20 protein-coding genes and 1 pseudogene are annotated in these 21,777 nt (G+C 47.7%); 10 read left to right on the top strand and 11 right to left on the bottom strand.

Features of this window, described 5'->3' with window-relative positions; all coding sequences use genetic code 11:
* The first annotated feature begins 67 nt into the window (after window positions 1–67).
* The 4 genes from AB4Z17_RS08875 (at window position 68) to AB4Z17_RS08860 (ending at window position 4,693) form a co-directional block, all read left to right on the top strand.
* Entirely contained in the window at window positions 68–1,660 is a 1,593-nt protein-coding gene (locus AB4Z17_RS08875; protein ID WP_441910017.1) for a histidine kinase N-terminal 7TM domain-containing diguanylate cyclase, read from the top strand.
* 39 nt (window positions 1,661–1,699) lie between these two features.
* Complete coding sequence (locus AB4Z17_RS08870) at window positions 1,700–3,067, top strand: TrkH family potassium uptake protein (protein WP_441910015.1); 1,368 nt, start codon at window positions 1,700–1,702, stop codon at window positions 3,065–3,067.
* Window positions 3,068–3,153: 86 nt separating this feature from the next.
* Entirely contained in the window at window positions 3,154–3,861 is a 708-nt protein-coding gene (locus AB4Z17_RS08865) for a futalosine hydrolase (protein ID WP_441959322.1), read from the top strand.
* Between the two features lies 1 nt (window position 3,862).
* On the top strand, window positions 3,863–4,693 hold the full coding sequence (locus AB4Z17_RS08860) for a 1,4-dihydroxy-6-naphthoate synthase (RefSeq protein ID WP_441959320.1): 831 nt from the start codon (window positions 3,863–3,865) through the stop codon (window positions 4,691–4,693).
* Window positions 4,694–5,017: 324 nt separating this feature from the next.
* On the opposite strand, the gene AB4Z17_RS08855 is transcribed toward AB4Z17_RS08860, so the two are convergent.
* From AB4Z17_RS08855 to AB4Z17_RS08840, 4 genes are all read right to left on the bottom strand, one after another.
* Window positions 5,018–5,398: an ArsR/SmtB family transcription factor gene (locus AB4Z17_RS08855; protein WP_441959318.1), complete on the bottom strand. Its 381-nt coding sequence runs from the start codon at window positions 5,396–5,398 to the stop codon at window positions 5,018–5,020.
* Window position 5,399: 1 nt separating this feature from the next.
* Window positions 5,400–5,828, bottom strand: coding sequence for an SRPBCC family protein (locus AB4Z17_RS08850; protein ID WP_441959317.1), 429 nt, complete (start codon window positions 5,826–5,828; stop codon window positions 5,400–5,402).
* Between the two features lie 502 nt (window positions 5,829–6,330).
* On the bottom strand, window positions 6,331–7,512 hold the full coding sequence (locus AB4Z17_RS08845) for an amidohydrolase family protein (RefSeq protein WP_441959316.1): 1,182 nt from the start codon (window positions 7,510–7,512) through the stop codon (window positions 6,331–6,333).
* Window positions 7,513–7,610: 98 nt separating this feature from the next.
* Window positions 7,611–8,858 (bottom strand): amidohydrolase family protein, encoded by a 1,248-nt coding sequence (locus AB4Z17_RS08840; RefSeq protein ID WP_441959315.1) that lies wholly within the window; start codon window positions 8,856–8,858, stop codon window positions 7,611–7,613.
* A 244-nt stretch (window positions 8,859–9,102) separates the two neighbouring features.
* Here AB4Z17_RS08840 and AB4Z17_RS08835 point away from each other — a divergent pair, with 244 nt between their 5' ends.
* The gene (locus tag AB4Z17_RS08835) at window positions 9,103–10,773 is read left to right on the top strand and encodes a PucR family transcriptional regulator (protein WP_441959313.1); all 1,671 of its coding nucleotides are present in this window, start codon (window positions 9,103–9,105) and stop codon (window positions 10,771–10,773) included.
* 72 nt (window positions 10,774–10,845) lie between these two features.
* On the opposite strand, the gene hxlB is transcribed toward AB4Z17_RS08835, so the two are convergent.
* From hxlB to AB4Z17_RS08820, 3 genes are all read right to left on the bottom strand, one after another.
* Complete coding sequence (gene hxlB / locus AB4Z17_RS08830) at window positions 10,846–11,403, bottom strand: 6-phospho-3-hexuloisomerase (RefSeq protein WP_441910003.1); 558 nt, start codon at window positions 11,401–11,403, stop codon at window positions 10,846–10,848.
* Window positions 11,404–11,411: 8 nt separating this feature from the next.
* Entirely contained in the window at window positions 11,412–12,044 is a 633-nt protein-coding gene (hxlA, locus tag AB4Z17_RS08825) for a 3-hexulose-6-phosphate synthase (protein WP_076266387.1), read from the bottom strand.
* Between the two features lie 131 nt (window positions 12,045–12,175).
* Window positions 12,176–12,511 (bottom strand): winged helix-turn-helix transcriptional regulator, encoded by a 336-nt coding sequence (locus AB4Z17_RS08820; RefSeq protein ID WP_441910001.1) that lies wholly within the window; start codon window positions 12,509–12,511, stop codon window positions 12,176–12,178.
* Window positions 12,512–12,787: 276 nt separating this feature from the next.
* Here AB4Z17_RS08820 and AB4Z17_RS08815 point away from each other — a divergent pair, with 276 nt between their 5' ends.
* The 4 genes from AB4Z17_RS08815 to AB4Z17_RS08800 all read left to right on the top strand — a co-directional run bounded on the left by AB4Z17_RS08815 (window position 12,788) and on the right by AB4Z17_RS08800 (window position 17,585).
* Window positions 12,788–13,507, top strand: coding sequence for a 3-ketoacyl-ACP reductase (locus AB4Z17_RS08815; protein WP_441909999.1), 720 nt, complete (start codon window positions 12,788–12,790; stop codon window positions 13,505–13,507).
* Between the two features lie 105 nt (window positions 13,508–13,612).
* Window positions 13,613–14,632, top strand: coding sequence for an LLM class flavin-dependent oxidoreductase (locus AB4Z17_RS08810; protein WP_441959311.1), 1,020 nt, complete (start codon window positions 13,613–13,615; stop codon window positions 14,630–14,632).
* A gap of 151 nt (window positions 14,633–14,783) precedes the next feature.
* Window positions 14,784–16,937, top strand: coding sequence for a YhgE/Pip domain-containing protein (locus tag AB4Z17_RS08805; protein WP_441959309.1), 2,154 nt, complete (start codon window positions 14,784–14,786; stop codon window positions 16,935–16,937).
* Between the two features lie 81 nt (window positions 16,938–17,018).
* Window positions 17,019–17,585, top strand: coding sequence for a beta-class carbonic anhydrase (locus AB4Z17_RS08800; protein WP_339205551.1), 567 nt, complete (start codon window positions 17,019–17,021; stop codon window positions 17,583–17,585).
* 71 nt (window positions 17,586–17,656) lie between these two features.
* Here the strand turns inward: AB4Z17_RS08800 and AB4Z17_RS08795 are convergent, their stop codons facing one another.
* From AB4Z17_RS08795 to AB4Z17_RS08780, 4 genes are all read right to left on the bottom strand, one after another.
* Window positions 17,657–18,139, bottom strand: coding sequence for a GyrI-like domain-containing protein (locus AB4Z17_RS08795; RefSeq protein WP_441909994.1), 483 nt, complete (start codon window positions 18,137–18,139; stop codon window positions 17,657–17,659).
* 65 nt (window positions 18,140–18,204) lie between these two features.
* Window positions 18,205–19,143 (bottom strand): helix-turn-helix transcriptional regulator, encoded by a 939-nt coding sequence (locus AB4Z17_RS08790; protein WP_441909992.1) that lies wholly within the window; start codon window positions 19,141–19,143, stop codon window positions 18,205–18,207.
* Window positions 19,144–19,172: 29 nt separating this feature from the next.
* Window positions 19,173–19,982, bottom strand: a complete 810-nt coding sequence (locus tag AB4Z17_RS08785; protein WP_441909991.1) for a GNAT family N-acetyltransferase — start codon at window positions 19,980–19,982, stop codon at window positions 19,173–19,175.
* Between the two features lie 159 nt (window positions 19,983–20,141).
* Window positions 20,142–21,047: an NAD(P)/FAD-dependent oxidoreductase gene (locus AB4Z17_RS08780; RefSeq protein ID WP_441959307.1), complete on the bottom strand. Its 906-nt coding sequence runs from the start codon at window positions 21,045–21,047 to the stop codon at window positions 20,142–20,144.
* Between the two features lie 232 nt (window positions 21,048–21,279).
* Here AB4Z17_RS08780 and AB4Z17_RS08775 point away from each other — a divergent pair.
* Window positions 21,280–21,777: pseudogene (locus AB4Z17_RS08775) on the top strand (undecaprenyl/decaprenyl-phosphate alpha-N-acetylglucosaminyl 1-phosphate transferase); the annotation flags it as partial.

The following is a 21,777-nucleotide window of genomic DNA, read 5'->3' as shown; positions in this document are numbered from 1 at the left end:
TACCCATCCATAGTTTTTTTTAATAAGTACGTATTATCATTCCGCTACATTGGGAGTCGCTTATGTCATGACTATGAATTCCCCTATGTCACAGTATATTATTATTGTCATTATTTCAGGCGTTCTTAGCGTGCTGCTTGCCATATATGCTTATTACAACAAGAATAAATTTTCGGGCATGAGCGTGTTTATGTGGATGACCGTTCTATCAGCCGTATACACCTTTGCTTTCGCATTTGAGCTTGCCAGCGATTCGCTTCAAGAAATCCGTTTCTGGTTAAACATTGAATATATAGGCATGCCCTTTATCGCTCCTTGCAGCCTCCTGCTCATCATGCACTATGTTGGGCTAAATAAATTCAATACGTTCAAAAAATCATGGGTCTTATTCGTTATTCCTGCCATAACGCTGCTCATGGTTACTACCAACGAATACCATAATCTCTTTTATAAAAACTTATATTTGCGGCCTCATGTTGCCACAACAGTGGTGGATGTAGTGCCTGGCATCTGGTATTACGTACATGGCGGATACACTTTCGGATCTATGCTCGCCAGCTTGTTTATATTGGCGCGTCATTGGCAGAAGACAAAATCCATTTATCGCAAGCAGATGCTTACACTGGCAGTAGGCATCACACTGCCTATGCTAGGTGCGCTTATGTATGTGCTCGGTCAAACTCCGCTTGGGATGGACCCTGTTCCGATTCTTATGTGTGTGACATCCATATTGTATGTCACATCCATATTCTCGACTGCGCTGCTGACCGTTGCGCCTATCGCGCGGGAACATATCTTTGAGAGCATGCGCGACGGCGTTCTCGTTCTTAATTTAGAAAATCAAATCATGGACTTTAATGGCGCAGCCACAACGATTATTCCTGCGCTTACTCCTTTAGCGATTGGCCAGAAGCTGGATCACATTTGGAAGCGCGGAGCCGAATCAGGCGCCTTTTCCTTCGGAATGGACGAAACCGGAGAATACGAGCAGGAGTTCAAATGGATTCGAGGCGGGGAAACGTTCTACTACCGGATAAGAGCCTCCAACCTATTAAAGCCAAATGGCCAGCTTGCTGGCAGAACCATCGTGATGATCGATGTGACGGAATACACGCTGCTTCAGAATAAGCTGCGCCATCTCGCGGAAATTGATGGGCTTACTTCTATTTATAATCGAACCTTCTTTATGGAAAAAAGCAGACAGCTTCTTTCCTCTGCCCATCAAACGAAGCAGCCGCTTTCGTTTATTTTGTTTGATATCGATTATTTCAAACAAATCAACGACCGTTATGGGCATAGCTTAGGCGATTTTGCATTACAGCATGTCGTAATGATTTGCCAGCAAACGCTCCCGGCTGATGCCTTATTCGGACGTTATGGCGGAGAAGAGTTCGCTATAAGCTTGCCGAATACGTCACTTGTACAAGCTGGTCAAATCGCTGAGCAGCTCCGTGCAGCCATTGCCGGAAATCCGCTCTACAGCGCGTCCAGGGCGATATCAATCACCGCTAGCTTCGGGGTGGCAGAGGCAAAATCAGCCGATGTTCCGCTTGAAGCGCTGCTGAGTGAAGCAGACGTGGCACTCTACCTCTCTAAACATAGCGGAAGAAACGCAGTGCATTTGTCCAATCAGGAACGTGTACATGCAAATGAACAATAATAACCATACTAGCATGAAAGAGATAGGTGGGATGACCTCATGTTTAAGCTTGCTGCCTTGCGCGAAAAGTTGCGTTTTCGGCCAAGTCCTCCGCAAGTAATGACCTTCGGGTTTATATTTATTATATTGATTGGCGCCGAGCTCTTATCGCAGCCCATATCCTATACAAATGATATTTCGCTTTCTTATCTGGATGCTTTGTTTATGTCGACCAGCGCGATATGCGTAACAGGGCTTACTGTATTAAATCCCGGCACTCATTTCTCCACTTTCGGACAGGTTGTCATCATCGCATTAGCCCAAATCGGCGGATTAGGTTTTATGACGATGGCAACCTTATTTGCTTTGCTGTTTCGCAAACGCATTTCGTTTCGAGAGCGGCTCGTTTTGCAAGAATCTATGAACTATGGCTCAACAGAAGGCATTGTACGCATGATTCGTAAAGTTCTACTCTATGCTCTAGTCATCGAGTTAACCGGGGCGGTATTGCTTAGCAGCTATTTTATGCTGGAAATGCCGGTCGGGAAGTCGATTTATTTTGGCATCTTCCATAGTATTTCTTTTTTCAACAATGCTGGCTTTGATTTGTTTTCCCAATTTCCCGAACGAGCAAGCAGTCTTATCCATTACGTGGAGGACCCGTTCGTTAATATCGTATCGATGCTGTTGATCTTTTTTGGCGGAATCGGGTTTATCGTCATATCAGAGCTTGTGAACTATCCAAAAAACAGAAAGCTCAGCTTGCATAGCAAGGTCGTTTTGTCTGTTACCGGCCTTCTTACCGCAGTTGGCGCGATTGTTATTTTTGCATTGGAGTTTTCCAATTCCAGCACACTTCAGCCATTATCCGCAGCCGGAAAAATGCTTGGCGCCTTGTTCCAATCGGTTACAGCTCGTTCGGCTGGGTTAAGTACGGTTGATCCCAGCATGCTGCGAGAGGTTACACAGTTTTTCATCATCCTGCTTATGTTTATCGGTGCTGGCCCCGGCTCAACGGGCGGCGGTATTCGTGTAACGACCTTTGCTATTCTCATTGGCGCAATCGTAGCGATGATGAGAGGCAAAGAAGATGTCGTGATGTTCCGTTATCGCATATCAAAAAACCAAATTCATCAAGCGATTATGTTCACCATGATTGCTTTCTCGATTATTTGCGGGGCGACAATGCTCCTCTCCATTACGGAGACAGGGTCTTTTCTTGCCATATTGTTTGAAGCGACCTCTGCCTACTGTACGGTTGGCATGTCCGCAGGGTTAACGAGCCACTTGAGTGAAATAGGAAAAATTATTATTATTTTGCTTATGTTTGTCGGACGGCTAGGGCCTGTCACGTTGGCTTTCGCGCTTAACACCCGTTCCAAAAAAGAGCTCTACCGCTTTCCTGAAGGCAAAATCACCATTGGTTAGCTTATATTTGCATCGATAATCTGGTGAATGATACGATAGCTAAAGGCTAGTCGTTCCGGAAGGCTACTAAAGGAGTTAACTTCATAATGATTTTAAATTCACATACCGATTCAATACTGGAATCTCGTGAGGAATGGCGCAATAGCAGTAAACGAGTGCTGATCGTGACTGCGGTTGATGCCGAGCGCGATGCGATTCTTCGTGGGCTAGATGGATTAAACCGTGTCGACGTCATAACAGCTGGAGTAGGCGCAGCGTCGGCGGCAGCACGCACAGCGGCGTACTTAACGGCTGCAGCTGAATCCTACGACTTGGTTATAAGCGCTGGCATTGGCGGCGGTTTTGTCGGAAAAGCAGAGATAGGCTCATTAGTCGTTGCCGACCTCATTGTTGCTGCTGACCTAGGTGCCGAGACGCAGGATGGTTTCCTTAGCTTGGACGAGCTGGGGTTCGGATCAGCACGTATTGCTGTAAGCACGACTTGGAATGATCGTTTGTATGCTGCTATTCAATCAGCGGGCTTAAAGGTTTGCAGCGGCGCTATTCTTACCGTTACAACAGCAACAGGTACAGCTGAGACCACTGCTGCGCTAAACAAGCGAATCAGCGGTGCGTCTGCGGAAGGAATGGAAGGCCATGGAGTAGCAGTAGCTGCGTCCGCACTTGGTATTCCAGTTACTGAAATTCGCGCGATATCCAATGCGGTTGGACCGCGGGATCGCTCCGCGTGGCGCATTGGAGAAGCATTAGCCTCATTAGAAGCAGCTAGCAAAGCCATACGGGAGGTTTTTTAAAATGAATATCGCTTATTCACCCTGTCCAAATGATACTTTCGTTTTCCATGCTTGGGCGCACGGGCTTATTCCGGGTGCACCTGAGCTGGACGTCACCTATGCCGATATCGATATTACGAACAATTGGGCTGCAAAAGGCAAAGGGCCCGAAGTGATGAAAATATCTTACGCTGCACTCCCTTGGGTATTGGAAGATTATAAGCTTCTACCTTGTGGAGGCGCACTGGGCAGAGGCTGCGGACCGCTCGTATTAACTGCTGGGGAAATAAAAAGTGCTGCTGATCTAGCAGGCAAACGAGTAGCTGTACCAAGTGAGCGCTCAACCGCTTATCTCTTATTCCGATTATGGGCGGCTCAGCATATTCCGAACGGGGATCTTGAAATTATCGTTATGCCCTTCCACGAAATTATGCCTGCCGTTCGCGATGGTCAAATCGATGCGGGACTCGTTATTCATGAAGCCCGCTTCACTTATCCCACATATGGACTCAGCATGCTGACTGATCTAGGCAGCTGGTGGGAATCAGACACAGGCTTGCCTATTCCGCTTGGGGCCATCATCGCTAAGCGCTCATTGGACACAGATGCCATTACCAATTGGGTTCGCGAATCCGTTGAATATGCATGGGCTAATCCCGAGGAATCTCGCCCCTATATTATGATGCATGCGCAGGAGCTCTCACCAGACGTTGCGCAGGCGCACATCGATTTATACGTCAATGAGTTTACTGGAAATCTTGGTGAAGACGGGTATGCCGCGATAACTGCACTGCTTGGCCGTGCTGCTGAAGAAGGGCTCGTCCCAGGCTTCGACTTGTCGCTGCTGCGCTAGCGCAAAGCTATTTAGAAACGAAGGCTTTGCAGCAGACCCGCTCCTATCTACACTGCATTTTCTTGCAATGTAGAAACTCATCTGCAGCCTGCTTGTGAGCTGCGCTTTTTGCGGCAAAATGATCAACAATGCCCCCAATTCCGACGAATTGGGGGTTTTCTATTATGATGGCTTCAACAGAGCAAAAGCGCTGCCTTACTTTTCACTAGCCTTGTTTTCGCACGCGAGTCGATCTGTTTAGTCCGCACTAAAAAAAGAGGCTGCATCTAAAGTAGAAAAATCTACGATAGGAGCATCCTCTTCTTTTACAGCTACACTCTGACCTTACTTGCTGGAATCCTTTTCTATAACCGTAAGCGGGCCAAACGGGTCCGCAGAAGAATCTTCATCTGCTTCCACAAAGCGCTTAAGCGCAAACAGTTTATTTTCCCAATAACGCTCATAATAGGCCAGCCATCGCTTCAGCTCAAGGAGAGGCTCAGGATCGAGCCGGTAACGCGTTTCCCGCCCAACCTTCCTATCCTTCACAAGCCCAGCATCCGCCAAAACACGCAAATGCTTCGAAACCGCCGTACGGCTCATCGTGAAATGACCGCTTATAACGGTAACCGGCAGCTCCTCATCCCCAAGCAAATGCAGCAGCTTGCGACGCGTTGGGTYAGCAATAGCCTGAAACACATCATGCTTTGGTGCGGGTTCAGCCATATTAGGCCTCTACATAAGCGCTAAGTTTCTGAACAAGACCAACCCAGCCGCCTGACATGCGATCACGAACCTCTGCATGCGACTGTCCGAATTCCGTAACTTTGTTGGCATCCCAGCCAGAGTGAACAAGGGTGAATTCCGTTTTACCTTGCAAATCAGACAATTCAAAGCTGAGCGACCAATCCTTGCCCCACTCAAAGGTTAGGCGCGTCGGCGGTTCAAGCACCGTTACTTTGCAAGGGGAATTTCCGAAAGGACCCGCTTCCAAATGAAATTCATAACCGAGCTCCGCTTGAAAATTGTTCGGCATAAACCATGCGGCAATACCCTCGGATGTTGCAACARCGTCCCATACTTTTTGAATCGGCGCGTTAAGTATCAGCGTTTGTCTAATATCAGGCAGCGTACCTTGTGTATTATTGTTTTCCAACTCATGACCTCCGTTTAATGTATCTTGGCATTTTATAGACAACAATATGAAACCTTTTGGTTTCGTAACGAGATTATATAACACCTTTTGGTTGCACGTCAAATAGGTAAACCAAGCCAATCGCTAGTTTACCCATTTAACTCTTCCCTTATTTCATATCGTAGTATAGAACCTGGCTCAATTCATGGAGCGAGCCAAACGACTGCTTATTTTAAACTAAACACGCATGTCGAACGTCCGATCCGAATTTGCCACTTGCCCTATCGAAGCTTTTGGCGCCACTGCGCTGACAGCTTCCTCTGAAGGAGCAGCCCTTCCTCTCTATGCTCGCTTTACCTTTGAAAGCCAAGCATACAGAAAAATAATGAACACCATATGAACGAGCGGCAGTACTGAGCAGTGAACCAACCTTATATTGTGAGTCCTTTGTCTCTCTGTTTGTCTCTGTCTCTGTCTCTATCTCTGTCTTTTCCCTTGGCTCTAGCTTTGACTATGCCTATTCCTATGCCTTCGTCATCGCTTCCGCCCATTTGCCGCCTACCAGCTTCCCGTTAGAGAAAGCCGCGGTGCGAGCCGGAGCATAAGCCAGCGCATGCTTCGCATTAAGCGCAGCTACTAGCATAAAGCTGGCAGGATCGCCTTCCTTGGGCGCAAGTGTCCCCGCTGAAATAAGCGGATAAGTTTGCAGCAGCTCGTCATCAAGTATCCAACCGAATTTTTCTGCCAGCTTCGCACCTCTTGCGAGCAAATCCCCATTGCCGAAAGGACTCCAAGCATCGAGAATATTATCCGAGCCGACGTGTACGCGAACCCCTTCTGCTACTAGCTGATCTACGCGAGGCATTGGTCTATCGAGTGGAACGCTCGTAATGATCGCTACGTCATTTGCTTTCAGCTGCTGAGCGAGCTCTTTGGATTCTGCTTCGCTCACTTGCCCTAAGCAATACGCATGACTGACTGCTGTTTTCCCGGCTTTACCCGCTTGTGCTGTCAGTTCAGCAAAGCGGCTTATCGTATATAGACCTAAGTGGCCGGGATCATGCAAGTGAAGGTCAACGCCCGCATTAAACTCCGCACTAAGCTCAAACATAGCTTCAAGACTCCGATCGACTTTGCGATCAAGCCCCGCCGGATCAACACCGCCGACATATTCGGCTCCAGCACGCATAGCTTCCTTCATCACCTGCAAGGAATCCGATCGAAGAAGTCCTTGCTGCGGGAAAGCTACGATCTCCATTTCCATAATTCCACGGTACTCTTCCCGCACCGTTAGCACATCCTCCAAATGCGAAATGCCGAGCTCTGGATCAACATCTATATGCGTCCGAATTTTGGTGGTGCCATGGCTGAGGACCAAATCGATCAGACGACGCGCACGCTCGGCTGCCGTAGTCGGCAGTGAAGCCAGCATGGACTTCTCAAACGCCAATTGTCCGGGCAATGTGAGAAAAGGCTGCAGCGGCTTCCACGGCTCACCCAAAAAATGTTTGTCCAAATGGATATGCATATCGGTCGTCGCCGGCAAATACTGCATTCCCTCAGCATCCCTTACGCTACCCGTGTTCACGCCAGCAGAATCATTATTGCTTGGCGTTATTTTTGAAATCGTACCCTTCTGCAAGTCTAGTGTCATATCAAATAAACGATCATTAATAAGAACTCGATTTAGTTGTGTGATGTTCAACTTTTCCACCCTCTACCATTTTATTGGATTAATATACGCCTAATTAGGCTGCTATCATACGAGCATCTTGTATTTATACGGTCATTCTATATCAACGCTTAGGCTTGCAAAAAACCTTGCAAGCTGCTCGTGACACAGGTCTCTGCCACCTTAACACCACGTTTCCATACCGTTCTGTGCTCTGGCTTACCGAGTAGAATGTCCCGTTCGGACGGCTCTGCAAATAACACCATATCAGCTTCTGAGCCCAGCTGCAGTCCATAGCTCTTGATCCCAAGCGCTCTTGCGGCTCCCTCTGTCAGCATCTTAATCAATTGGCGAGCATCGCCTTCACCGCCCATATATGCGGTTATTGCAAGCAGCCATGCGATCTCCAGCGGATCGGCTTTGCCAAACGGAGTAAACGGGTTGCGTATATTGTTAACGCCGACAACAACGTTCACCCCCTTCTCAAGCAGCATACCTATCGGCGTTAGTCCGCGTCGCTGCTTCTCCTGATCACCTCTGCCGCCAATAAACAGGTCGGTGGCCGGCAGTGTCATGATATGAAGATCGGCTTCCTTAATCAGATCAGCAACAACTTCCGCTTGCCTGCGTTCCAGCGAACCGAGCGAGGTTACATGCCCTGCAGAGACAAGGCCTTGCATCCCTGCTGCATTCGTTCTGTCAGCAATTTGAACAATTGCAAGCTGTTCGGGGTTATCCGAGAAATCAGCGTGAAAATCGATCGGCTTGCCGTATTTCTCCGCAAGTTCGAATACATACTGCAGGTGCGCTTCAAGGTCATCATCCTGATACGTAATGCCGCCTACCACATCGCCTCCGGAACGCATGGCCTCATCCATGAGTTCCGCCGTACCTGAACTTTTGAATATGCCCTCTTGAGGAAACACTACAATTTGTATATCAAGGGCGTGCTTCACCTTCTCCTTCAGCTCAAGCACAGCCTCAAAGGCTGTCAAACCAAGCATAGAATCAACCTCCACATGGCAGCGCATATGCGTGACTCCGCTGCGAATCGCTTCACGAATAACAGCAAGCGAACGCGACTTCATATCTATCGGGGTGAAGTCATGCTTCATATCCGCGGTCATGCGAATCGCCTCAGATAAAGAGTCTGCTTCCTGAGCCATTCGCGAGAGCAGATAAGATTTCTCCAAATGAATATGCGGCTCTACAAAACCCGGCAGCAGCATCCCGCCAGCAGCGAGCTCTATGAGCTGTGCTTCAGGTACAAATTCGCTCCCGCTTGGCGCTAGGTACTCGATCTTTCCCTGCCGCCATCCAATATCCATGAGCCTTGTTTCATTCTGTAAACGAACTTGTGTGAGAAGTAAATCCAGCAATGTCCTCACCTCCGATTATCATCTGAACGATGAGACAAGCCTTACGGAGAGGCTCACCCATCATTTGTTGTTTGGCATGTAAACCCTTGAAAAGAGCATACCTGCTTGCCTACGAACTGTCATTGTACGTTCAATACAAATCTTATTTATATTTTTGGATGAAACGTCCAACATATTCTTTACAGCATTCTTGAATACTGCTAGCTTTTATATCAGGAACTAAACCGGAGAGGGATGAATAAGAATGCTGCTCGAACAATTGCTGTTACACCCAATATTTTCTGGATCAACGGTCATTGCAGGCCACAGCGGCTTATCCCGTGTCGTTGAAACCGTTAATATTATGGATGCCCCCGACATCATTCATTTCTTAAAGCCTGGCGAGCTGCTGCTTACAAACGGCTACTTTATGAAGGAAAATCCTGAAGCTCTACTCGATCTTATATTGAAGATGAATCAATTGAAATGCTCTGGCCTGGCAGTAAAGACGAGACGTTTTGCCCTCGACATTCCCCAAGAGATCAAGGATGTGGCCGATCGTATCCCGTTTCCGATTATCGAAATCTCTTCGGTTGAGCATTCGCTCGGAGAAATTTTGCAGCGCTCGACCAGCGTTATTTTAGATAATAAAAATGATGAGCTGCAGCATTCGCTGACCGTCCACAAACAATTTGCTTCAATGATCATGAAAGGAAACGGTATTCCAGAAATTGTAACTACCCTTACGCAGCTGCTTCACTCGCCTGTTGTGCTGCTTAACAGCAAGCTGCAGGTTACGTCTCACTCGCATCACTTCAAGCTGCCTAAGTTTCTGCCTCTCGTATCAGCAGTCGAAACCGTTCTAAGCAGCCAGCCCTCTCTTCAAACTGCAGCACACCACTGCTTGCTTGATCCCGCTTTACACGAATACCGCCATGTAGCGATCTATCCGATATTCACCTATAGGCATGAGGGTTATTTGATTACCTTTCAGCCAAAACAAGCTCCATCAAACCAACATGACTTAACGCTAGAGCAGGCCTCGAACGTCATAGGCATGGAGATGTCGAAGCTGCAGGCGGTAAAGGAGCGTTCACGTCGGTACAAAAATGAATTTTTCTCCGATTTAATTGATGGTTTTATCGGTTCTGAGCAAGAGGCTTTGCATCGCGGCAAAAAATACGGTCTCAAGCAAAAAGGGAAATATCTGCTTTTAGCTGCAAAGAAGGATGAGCAGACAAATCCTAGAGAGAGCCAAACAACTAATGCTGCGGCTCTGTTCGACGAGCGCCTGATCTCTGAGCGGGACGTGCAATATGAGCTGATTAAGCGCCATTTTTCCTTGCTGGGTGAAGTGTTCGTCATGTTTACCAAAAATGATTTGTTCGGGATGCTCTTGTTCATTCAAGAGTCCAAGTGGGAGGAGGGTGCATTCCTCAAGCATTTATCCGCTATGACGTCTTTGCTGTTTGAGCAATCCCAGCTTAGCATCTCGCTTGGCGTCGGAAATCCGGTCACTAACGTACTTGATATCGGGCTGTCGTATAATGAGGCAGTCAAAGCGCTGCAAATCGGTTACCAAATGAAAAAAACGAGGTTTGTTCAGTCCTATCAATCCAAGGATATCAGCTATCTCTTCCGTATGATTCCCGATGATGAGCTGAAGCAGTTTTACGAGGAAGCGTTTCAGTGCTTCTCTTCTATTGACGAAACCGAGCAAAAGGAGCTGATGCGGACGCTGAATGTGTATTACGATACACAATGCCAGCTCGTCGAAACGGCTAAACGGCTTTTTGTGCACCGTAATACGGTTATTTATCGATTGGACAAATGCGAGAAGCTGATGGGCATTAAGCTCAAAGACGCCACTGAAAGCCTTCGCTTCCGTATCGCCTTCGCTATCGAGCCGTTATTACGAAGAGATCCTAGCCGTTAGAAAGTTAGAAATAAAAAAAGGGACGATCCCTGGCCGCATCGCGCCCTAGAGAAAGTCCCTTCTAAACTACAGCTATTCTAAATTCGCATGATTGCCATACATCGCTTGTCCGCTTAACGCCTGCTTGTCCATCAATCGCAAAATAATAGCGTCACATACAATCAGCAGCATTTGCTCAAATAATGAGCCCATCGGCTGAATCGTAGCCGCTTCATTCGCTGCCTGATCCTTCGGAGCGCCAGGCAGCTTGACGACGATGTCAGCCAAATTGCCGATCGTCGATGCCGGCGAGAGGGTTAATGCGCCTACCGCAGCTTCCAAGCTTCGCGCTTTCTCCGCCATCGGCACCAGCGATTTTGTCTCGCCAGAGCCGGAGCCAATTAGAAGCAAATCACCTTTGCTCAAGCTGCGCGTAACCGTCTCACCAACGACATATACATCCAAGCCGAGATGCATCAGCCTCATCGCGAACGCCCGCATCATCAGTCCCGAGCGGCCAGCTCCTGCCACGAATACGCGTCTTGCCGAGCCAACAGCTTCAGAGAGCAGCTCCAATTGATCCTCTGACAGCTGACCCGAGGCTTGATTCAGCTCCTGCATGATAGCAGCTAGATTATTCTCTTTTGGCATCCTTCGAATTAACCTTGCTTAATCAATTGCTGCATTTCGGCAGCCGCTGCTTTAATATCGGCTTGTCCTGTAATGCCGCCGCCTACGATAACAAGATCAGGGCCAGCAGCGATAACTTCCGGCAAGGTGTTCAGCTTAATGCCGCCTGCCACAGCTACCTTCGCATTTTTGACCACTGCTTTAATAGTGCGCAAGTCCTCGAAGGAGTTTTGGCCAGCCGCTTGCAGATCGTAGCCCGTATGAACACAAATATAATCAACGCCGAGTGCATCGACTTCAGCCGCACGCTCCGCCAAGTTTTTAACGGCAATCATATCAACCAATATTTGTTTTCCTTGTTTCTTCGCTTCATCGACGGCACCCTTGATGCTCGCATCCTCTGCAACACCAAGAATCGTTACGATATCCGCGCCAGCTTCAGAAGCTTTCATCACTTCGTAGCCGCCTGCGTCCATGATTTTCAAATCCGCAAGTACGGTCAGGTTAGGAAAAGCTTCCTTAAGCGCTTTGACCGCATGCAAGCCTTCATTGATTACGATTGGCGTACCAATTTCCACGACATCTACAAAAGATTCAACCTGCTTCACAACTTCAATAGCCCCTTGAATATCAACAAGATCCAGTGCTAATTGCAATTTCATCTATATTCACTCCTCATAGGTTCTGTTTATTTCACTCACAAGGCCTATTCTAGAGAGTTGCGGATGAAAAAAAAAGTACGCACTTTTATGTAACGTAGTACCCATTTGGGAACTATGAGCAGCCATTTCTGTCATTTTTCGTGCAGCTCAGCCGTTCTTTCTTGATGCTGCTCGCCCCATTTCGACATGACGTTCAGCAGCTCCTTCACCGTTAAGCCGTACTCTGTTAAAGAGTACTCTACCTTAGGCGGCACCTGAACATACACCTTGCGATCAATGATCGCGTCTTCCTCTAATTCTCGCAGCTGCTGCGTAAGCATTTTTTGGGTAATGGCCGGCATCTCCCGCTTCAGCTCGCCGAATCGATGCGTTCCTGCAGTCAAATGACAAAGAATAACTGGCTTCCATTTCCCGCCTATGACTTTCAAGGTCAACTCTACTGTTTCTTTAAAATGCTGATCACCCAATGTGAGCGGCTCCTTTCGTCAAAACATTATACAAATCTACATATGCAATCACTACGCTGCCTGTCTAATTCACCAGAAAATCGCATGATAACTGGCATTATGAGAAAGCGCCATCATCATTCTGTCCTATTTTCAAATATAAAGTTGGTACTTGCAATCCTTAGAATATAGCTCAATAATAAGACACAACGTAGTAAATTCCTCATTATGAGGATATCATATCTATGCCGCTTCATACGAATCAAGCAATCTACAATGAATAGAGGAGAGATAACCATGGAATTAAAAAATAAATCAGCAATCATTACCGGCGCAGGAAAAGGCATCGGCAAAGCGATTGCTGTTGCTTTAGCTGCAGAAGGCGTCAACCTTGGCATCATTGCTCGTACAAGCGCCGACTTGGAAACGTTGAAAGACTCGCTTACAAGCACTTATGGAATTAAGGTCTATATTGCAACCGCCGATATCGCTGTTAAATCGGATGTCGATCAAGCGATTGCATCGCTCAAAGAGAGCTTAGGCTCCATCGATATTCTAATTAACAATGCAGGAATCGGTACATTCGGCACTTTACTTGAAATGGATCACGAGCAGTGGGAGCGCATCATCCAAACGAATGTGCTCGGAACCTACTATGTGACCCGCGCTGCACTTCCAACTATGCTGGAGCAAAGCGGCGGAAGCATCATCAATATCGCTTCTACGGCTGGCGAACGCGGTTTTGCAACCGGCTCCGCTTACTGTGCTTCCAAGTTTGCTGTCATGGGCATGACTGAGGCGCTTATGCAAGAAGTCCGCAAATCCAATATTCGTGTAACTGCCCTAACGCCAAGCACAGTCAACACAGAGCTTGCTTCAAACGCTGGCCTGAAAATTGGTGACGAGGATCGCATGATGCAAGCTGAGGATATGGCTGCGCTGGTTCTTGCAACGTTGAAGCTGCCTGACCGCGTATTTATTAAAGCCGCAGGGATCTGGACTACAAACCCGCAATAATAGACTTAAGAATAATGCCCCACGCCCTTGCTGGCGCTGGGGTTTTACGTATACTATCCGTGCAGCAGCATCCCGCTGTGCGCCACATGGGAGGTAAATTCAACGATGTCTATACACAATATTCCCTTTTCGATATTAGATCTTGCACCAATCGTAACCGGCAGCTCGCCCGCTCATTCATTCCGCAACACACTTGAGCTAGCCCAGCACGCTGACAAATGGGGCTACAATCGGTTCTGGCTCGCCGAGCATCATAATATGCCCGGCATCGCAAGCTCAGCCACTTCAGTTGTTATCGGCTACGTAGCTGCTGGAACAGAAAAAATCCGTGTGGGCTCTGGCGGCATTATGCTTCCGAATCACGCACCGCTCGTCATTGCAGAACAGTTCGGTACGCTCGAATCCATGTATCCAGGCCGTATCGACCTTGGGCTTGGAAGAGCGCCAGGCTCTGATCAAGTGGCAGCCCGCGCGCTGCGCCGCGGACTTGGCAGCAATGGCGAGGATTTCCCAGAGCAGCTGAACGAGCTGCGCCATTACTTCCATCCGAGCGCTGAATCACGCGGCGTATTGCCAAGGGCTGTTCCCGGCGAGGGTCTAGATGTTCCGATCTGGCTGCTTGGCTCCAGCGGCTTTAGCGCACAGCTTGCTGGTCACCACGGCCTCCCGTTTGCTTTTGCCAGCCATTTTGCGCCGGATTTCCTGCTGCCTGCGTTGAAGCTGTATCGCGACAACTTCCGTCCATCGGAGGTGCTGGATAAGCCATATGCGATGGTTGGTCTGAACGTCATTGTCGCTGATTCGGATGAAGCAGCCAAATTCCTTGCCACCTCTCAGGAGCAAGCCTTCCTGAACCTCATAAGAGGACGCATGGGGCAGCTGAACCCGCCAGTTGACAGCATGGATGGCCTATGGAATGAGCAAGAGAAAATGATCGTTCAAAAGCAGCTCAGCTTCACCATTGCCGGCACCAAAGCAACGGTTAAGGACAAGCTGAACGCCTTAATTGAACAGACTGGCGCTGACGAGTTGATTGTCGTTAGCCAAATTTATAATCAAGCGGCACGCCTTCGCTCCTATGAGCTGCTCGCTGAAATTTTTAATGAACGCTCAGCAGCACAATAATCAAACCAAGAGCAGTATCCGAGGCGTACAACGCTTTGGATGCTGCTTTTTCTATGCTCGCCTGTACCCATGGAAACCAGTGACAATTCTTTGGTGTAGTTTTTGGACTATTCAGCAATACTAAGTAAATCATTGTTGAAGGTGGGAGAACATGGGGCCTATATTCGCTATTTACGCCAAAGATCTTCGCAGTATTTTACGGAACAGCGCAGCTGCCATCGTCATCGTCGGACTCGCTTTTTTGCCGTCTTTATATGCTTGGTTCAACATTGAAGCATCTTGGGATCCATACGGCCAGACCAGTTCACTTGCCATAGCCGTCGTGAACAACGATGAAGGCGCTGTACTGCATGGGACGCCCATCAAAGTTGGAGACGAAATTATAGCCTCCTTGAAGGAAAATAAAAAAATTGGCTGGGTGTTTGTAGAGGGCAACAAGGCCATTGAAGGCGTTAAGCATGGCGACTATTATGCCAGCATCACCATTCCGCCCGATTTTTCTGCCAAAATGGCTACGGTGCTGTCGAACAATCTTCAACAAGCAGAGCTCGATTACGCGGTAAATGAGAAGATCAATGCCGTATCGCCAAAAATCGCCCAGAAGGGTGCGAGCGGCATCATTGAGCAGGTTCGCGCAAGCTTCGTCAAAACCGCTAACGAAACGATTTTTCGTATATTCAATCAAATAGGCATTGAGCTCGAGGAGAACAAACCAGCGATTGAGCAGGTTCGCAGTACTGTATTCAAGCTGGAATCATTATTCCCTCAGATTAATGACGCCGTCGCGCTAGCGGTTACCGATATTGAAAAATCGAAAAAAATCGTTGCAACCGTTCAAACGGAGCTGCCAAAAGCTGCCCAGCTCGCCAAGGACGGCGAAGCTTTCGCCAAGCAGCTCGGTACTTTTTTTGACCAAAGCAAATCGGCGCTCGACACGGCTGGCCCGCTGATTAAGCAGGATTTGCAGCTGCTGCTGCAAACGGCCAATTCGGTGGAGGAGCTTGTCGGCATATTACAGGATACGAACATAGATCCTGAAGTGGTAAAAAAGAGCTTGGAGCTGGCAGAGCAGCGCCTGACAAGCTCCATCATCGTCATTGATGGGATGCTGAATTTGCTCGATCGCTTGAATGATTTGGCACCAAGCAAAGTAATCGTGTCGACCATTGATCGACTAAAACAGGTGAACACAAGGTTTCAGCAGCAGCTTACGATTGTTAAGCAAATCCGGTCGGCAGTAGAAAAGGGCGAGAAGCCAGCGCAAACGCTAATTGATCGTCTCGGCACCTTATCCAAGGAAACCTCTTCGTTCTTAACGGACGTGCTGGGCCGTTATGACAGTGAAATTTTGCCGCATATCAAACAAGCTGCGGACAAAGCGAAAAAATCTGCTGCAACCGCAGAGTCCATATTAGCGGAAGCAAACAAGGTCATTCCGAGTGCTGCATCCATCGTAAGCGACGCTGCTAAGGGACTAGAGCTTGGCGGCAAGGAAATGGCCAACATTCAAAAAAACTTACCCGCAGCAGAGCAAAAAATCAAAGGACTCGCACAGCGGATTCGTGACTTGGAGAAGGAAGGCAATTTAAATGAGCTTGTTGATTTGCTCAAAAATGACGCCGAACGCGAGGGTGCTTTTTTCGCTGAGCCGGTTATATTGAAGGAGAACCGCCTATATCCGATACCAAATTACGGTTCAGCCATGTCCCCATTTTTCACAACACTATCTCTTTGGGTTGGTGCCTTGCTGCTCGTTTCACTGCTTAGTGTGGACGTCCATTCCACAGCAGAAACCGCATACCGCAGCTATCACGTCTATTTTGGGCGATACCTGACCTTTCTTACCATTGCGATTGTACAGTCGCTGCTTGTTACGATTGGCGATATATGGCTGCTTAAGGCTTATGTCGCAGACAAAATATGGTTTGTGCTGTTTGGCGTTATTTTAAGCGCGGTGTTCATGCTGATTGTGTACACGCTTGTATCCGTATTTGGAAATGTCGGCAAGGCGATGGCTATCGTTCTGCTTGTGCTTCAGCTTGCTGGATCTGGAGGCACGTTCCCAATTCAAGTTACACCGCCGTTTTTTCAAGCGATTCACCCCTTCCTGCCCTTCACCTACGCGATCAGCATGATGCGCGAAGCGGTGGGCGGCATCTTATGGGATATTGTTGCCAGAGATTTAATTGCTCTTGCGCTCTTTGCTGGTGCTGCACTGCTGATTGGCCTAGCTCTGAAGAAATGGATTAACCGCTATTCTACCAAAATGCTGGAAAAAGCAAAGCAAAGCGGTTTAATTCATTAGCAAAACATTTGACTAGCCCCCTTTTTCTATGAATAATAAAATAAACAATAGAAAAACGATCTTGGGTTAGGAGGCAATTATATGTCCATGGTTCCACAAATATTAGAGTTTAATAAAAAATTTGTTGAGGAAAAACAATATGAAGCCTATTTGACTGACAAATTTCCCGATAAGAAGATTGCAGTTCTTACTTGTATGGACACTAGACTCGTAGAGCTTCTGCCAAAAGCATTAAATTTAAAAAATGGCGATGCCAAATTTATTAAAAATGCTGGCGCCATTCTGACTCAGCCGTTCGGAAGCGCGATGCGCAGTATCCTGATTGCCGTGTACGAGCTTGGCGCACGCGAGGTTCTCGTCATTGGCCATCATGGCTGCGGTATGACCAACCTCAATACAGAAGGCATGGTCAGCAAATTCCAAGATCACGGCATCGATCCGCTTGCCATTGAAACGCTAGAAAATTCAGGCATACGCATGGATAAATTTTTGCGGGGCTTCGCAAGTTCCGAAGAAGGCGTCATGCACAGCGTCAAATTGATCCGTAAGCATCCTCTCTTCCCAAAAGACATTCCTGTTCACGGCTTTATACTCGACCCCGAAACGGGCGCTCTGGAGCTTCTCGTACAGGATTATCAAGCAGAGTAATTGAACCATAAGCAAAGAATACAAAAAACGGTTGTCCTTTCAGCTGAATCAGCCCATAGGACAACCGTTTTTTATTTTATCGCAATATAGATGTCGACTTCCGCATTCGCAGGGTCAAATGTCCGGCCGTCATACAGCTCGTAATCGCCGCCATAAGTTCGCTCAATAGACGAATGCTCGAAAAACGCCCAAATTTCACCCCATGCTTGCGCTACAACTTCATAAACGGGACCCTTCTTCGTTTTAAAAACCATAAATTTAGCCACCGGAACCGTCGCTTGCTCTAGTCCATCCGGCAGCTTGGCTTGTGCATCTGCCCGCTCATGCCCAATAAGCACCGTATAGGCTCCACTAGCATCACTTTCATAATCCGTATACAGCGCATAGATAAGATGACCGTTATTCACCTGTGCTCGTTCTGAGATACCGCTGGTGAAATAAGAATCCCATAGACTGGACAAAAGTCCGTTTGCTCCCGCTTCCTGGGCATTCGTCGTGCGCGTTGTTACCCCTATAAGCGTAACTGCTGGTTTTACTGCAATGGTATCATTCATCTGCTGATTCCCCATTTCCTTGATTTGATCTTATTTTACCGCAGGAAACTGGACAGCTGTCTGTCTTAGTTCTTATAACGGTTAACAATATTTTGAGCTCGCATAATAATTTCCTCCACGAGAGCCTGAGGCTGCTCAACCTTAACCTGATCACCGTAGCTTAGCAGCATCCCATAAAACCAGTCATCTATCGTATGCTTGCCTTCCACACGCAAGCTTCCATCCGCTAATACAGTCACTTGATCCGGATGGAAAGCATCTCCTACACGGTGGCGCACCTGCGGCTGGAAAATAAGCGTTACGATGGTATCGGCATTTTTCGACCATTCTACATCCCATGCGTAACCGTCCAGCGAAGGAGTCTCGCGGCGTTCAAATCTCTCCAGCAAGAGATTCAGCTTCTGTATGCGTGATAAACGGAATACACGGAACTGCTCGCGAAGCGTGCAGTAAGCCTGCAAATACCATATGTTTCCTTTCAAAATAAGCGCATACGGCTCAATCACTCGCTCCGTTTCCGTGCCGTTCATGTTAATATAGCTAAGCTCCGCCTTCCGCGTCTCTTCAATCGCCTTCTTGAACAAGTTTACCTTGTCGCGCGCTGCTGGTCCCTGCCCCCAAGGATTCAAATCAAAAACCAAGCTATCTCCAAGGTGATCGTTCTGAAGCTTATCCGATTTGTGCAGCAATGCTCTTACCTTCTCATGCAAACCAGCATAGGTCGCATCATCCAATGCGGTACCTATGCCTTTGACGGCTGCTATAAGCGACGAGATTTCTGCTAATGTTAAATAGTGACGAGACAGCGTATATTGCTCCATAATCTCGAATCCGCCCGTTGTCCCTTGATGAGCCAATACCGGAATGCCGGACTGGCTTAACGTGTCCATGTCGCGGTAAATTGTTTTTGTCGATACTTCAAAACGATCCGCCAGCTCCTTGGCGCTTATTCGTCCCCGGTTAAGCAGCAGTACCGTCATCGCGAGTAAACGATCAATCTTCAAATCAGTTCCTACTTTCCAAGCTTTTGCATCTACATAAATCTAATTTCAGCAATCGGCCCACTCTGGACAAAACCTATATTTTGATAGACTTTGTTAGCAGCAGGGTTTTTATTATCCGCATACAGCATCGGCTCCCTGTTCTCTTCCTCCAAAATTTCGCAAATTCCCGCTACAACCGCACTTGCATAGCCGTTTCTCCGAAGGACAGACGGCGTATAAACCGCATTGATCCGTCCGTGCCGCGGAGATCGATGAGCGATGTTGGCCATCGCCACTGGCAGCTCATCAACAGACCAGAAATATAAATTGCCTCTCATGACCATTCCCTCTGCAGCGGGCATCTGACTGGCAGGTATAACCGACGCCCCATACGCGTCCTCAGAGAAGCCAGCCAAAAACTCAGCGACAAGCTCTACATGCTGGCGTGTTGCTTGAATCATTTTCCCTTTGACCTTCATGGGCTTAATCACCTTCGGGCATGAATAAGCAGTCATCAACATATAAGCATGATATTGCAGCTGGTTCGCCTCCGCATACATTTTCGCGAACGGTTCTGCCGTAGACGGAGCTCCGCATATACCCGGCAAATCCGTTCCTTCGTAATAAGCGATAAGCTCCTGCATAAGCATATCTCTGCGCTCTTCCGTCATATCCTCCGATAGCCACAACCAAGCGTTATGCCCAGGCGAACCTGCAAAGAGCAGCCGTCCGTCAGACGTCTTCAAGCTCGTTGCGCCTTCCAATGCCGTAATCAAATGAATCAGATTATATTGCAGTTCATCTCGCATAAATGGAAATTGATTTAAAACATGATCATCTGGATGCAGTTTTTCTAACATATGATCCCTCCTTTTCTCGCTGATAATTTTCAGTCCAACACCAATACCCATAATGAGTAGGGATGTAACAACGATGTCTATTAACTGATCCTTATTTTAACAAAAAAACCTTAATAGGTATAACGATATTGGTGCGTTTCTACACGCTCACTTCRGCTGCTAAAATCCAAAATCCTGATGCGATAAATCGGTATTAACTCCAATGGCAGCTTTGCTGCCTTCGCCGGCTGCGACAACCAGCTGTGCAGGTACAATAATAGAAGAATCGCCGGCTGCATATATGCCCCTTATGCTCGTTCTGCCGTAATCGTCCGTAACGAAGCCGCCTGCCTGTGTCATCGCACAGCCGAGCGCTTCTCCGAAGTGCGCTGCTTGGCCCCAAGATGGCGTAACAAAGCCGCCTGTGCGCTCAATCTCGGTGTTATTCGCAAATACGATACGATGAAGGCGGCCATTCTCGCCATGGAGAGCTTTAATTTTTTGCTGCGTCACTTGAATCCCTCTTTGGCCTAGTTGACCGATCTGCTGCGAGCTAAGGCTGTTCATTCCATTCGTACAAACGACTACATTACGACTCCAGTTAAACACCGTTTTCGCCAAATTGAAAATATTCGAGCCCTCCGAAATGACGACGAGCGGTTGATCACGCAGCTCCCAGCCATCGCAGTATGGGCAGCTGAACAGGCTTCTTCCATAAAAATCACGTATGCCGGGGATAGCAGGCAAAGACTCCTTCAGACCTGCTGCCAAAATAAGCGTGCGAGCGTGATAAATAACACCGTTGCTTGTCATCAGATGGAAGCCCATCTCGCTTTGCTGCACCTCCGTCACTTTGTCAGGCTTAATGGTAACCGAAGGATACTGGGCAATATCTGCATGGGCTAATCGACGAAGCTCGCGCGGCTCAATGCCATCTCGCGTGATGAAGCCATGCGACTCATGGGTTACCGCGTTTCTAGGCTTATTGTGATCAAATACAATAACAACTCTTCGCGATCTGCCCAGCACGAGCGCTGCATTTAAACCAGCAGGCCCGCCGCCGATGATGGCACAATCCAGCTTCATATCTATCGCTCCCTTATCAGTTGAACTATTAACAAGCCGATACGTTTAAACAAATTATCGCTTATCTTTATTCAATCTGGGCAGGAAGGATGCATCTTGATTATGTAATAAAGGGCGTGCTGCAGGCAGCTTCTAAAGATTAATATCTTCTCACTTATGTAATCTCCAATCGACAATTTTCTTCACGAATTGTATAATTCTGTTGTTCCTTCATTAACTAACGGTGGTGACTATTATTTTATATGCAATCTCTTTGTTAGTTTCCTTTGCTATCGTTTATTTCTTAATTCCTCCGTTTGCAAAGCTTGCTTTCCGTCTTGATTTTGTGGACAAGCCCCGCAAGGATGTTGAGCGAAAACTTCATAGGGAACCGATCCCTCTTACTGCTAGCTATGTTATTTTCATCGGATTCTTCTTTACTTATTTGCTCGTAACAAGAGATTTCTCCCTGCAAACTGGCGCCATATTTCTAGGCGGCGTACTGCTTCTCTTCATCGGCACGGTTGATGATTGGTACAAGACGAAAGGCAAAGACTTTCCGTCGCTTCCTAAATTTATCGTCCAAATATCAGCAGCGGTGCTCGTTTATGCTTCTGGCATCGCATTTACCGGCTTTTACAATCCGCTATCAGGCGAATATGTACTGCTTCCCGTTATTTTGCAGTTTACGCTTACGATTTTGTGGATCTTTGGCGTAACGACGGTCATTAACTTCTCCGATGGCATGGAC

Origin of the sequence: Paenibacillus sp. TAF43_2, from assembly GCF_052113545.1 — a bacterium.
In the GTDB taxonomy this organism is placed as follows: Bacteria; Bacillota; Bacilli; order Paenibacillales; family Paenibacillaceae; genus Pristimantibacillus.
This window is presented reverse-complemented; position numbering and strand designations above follow the sequence as displayed.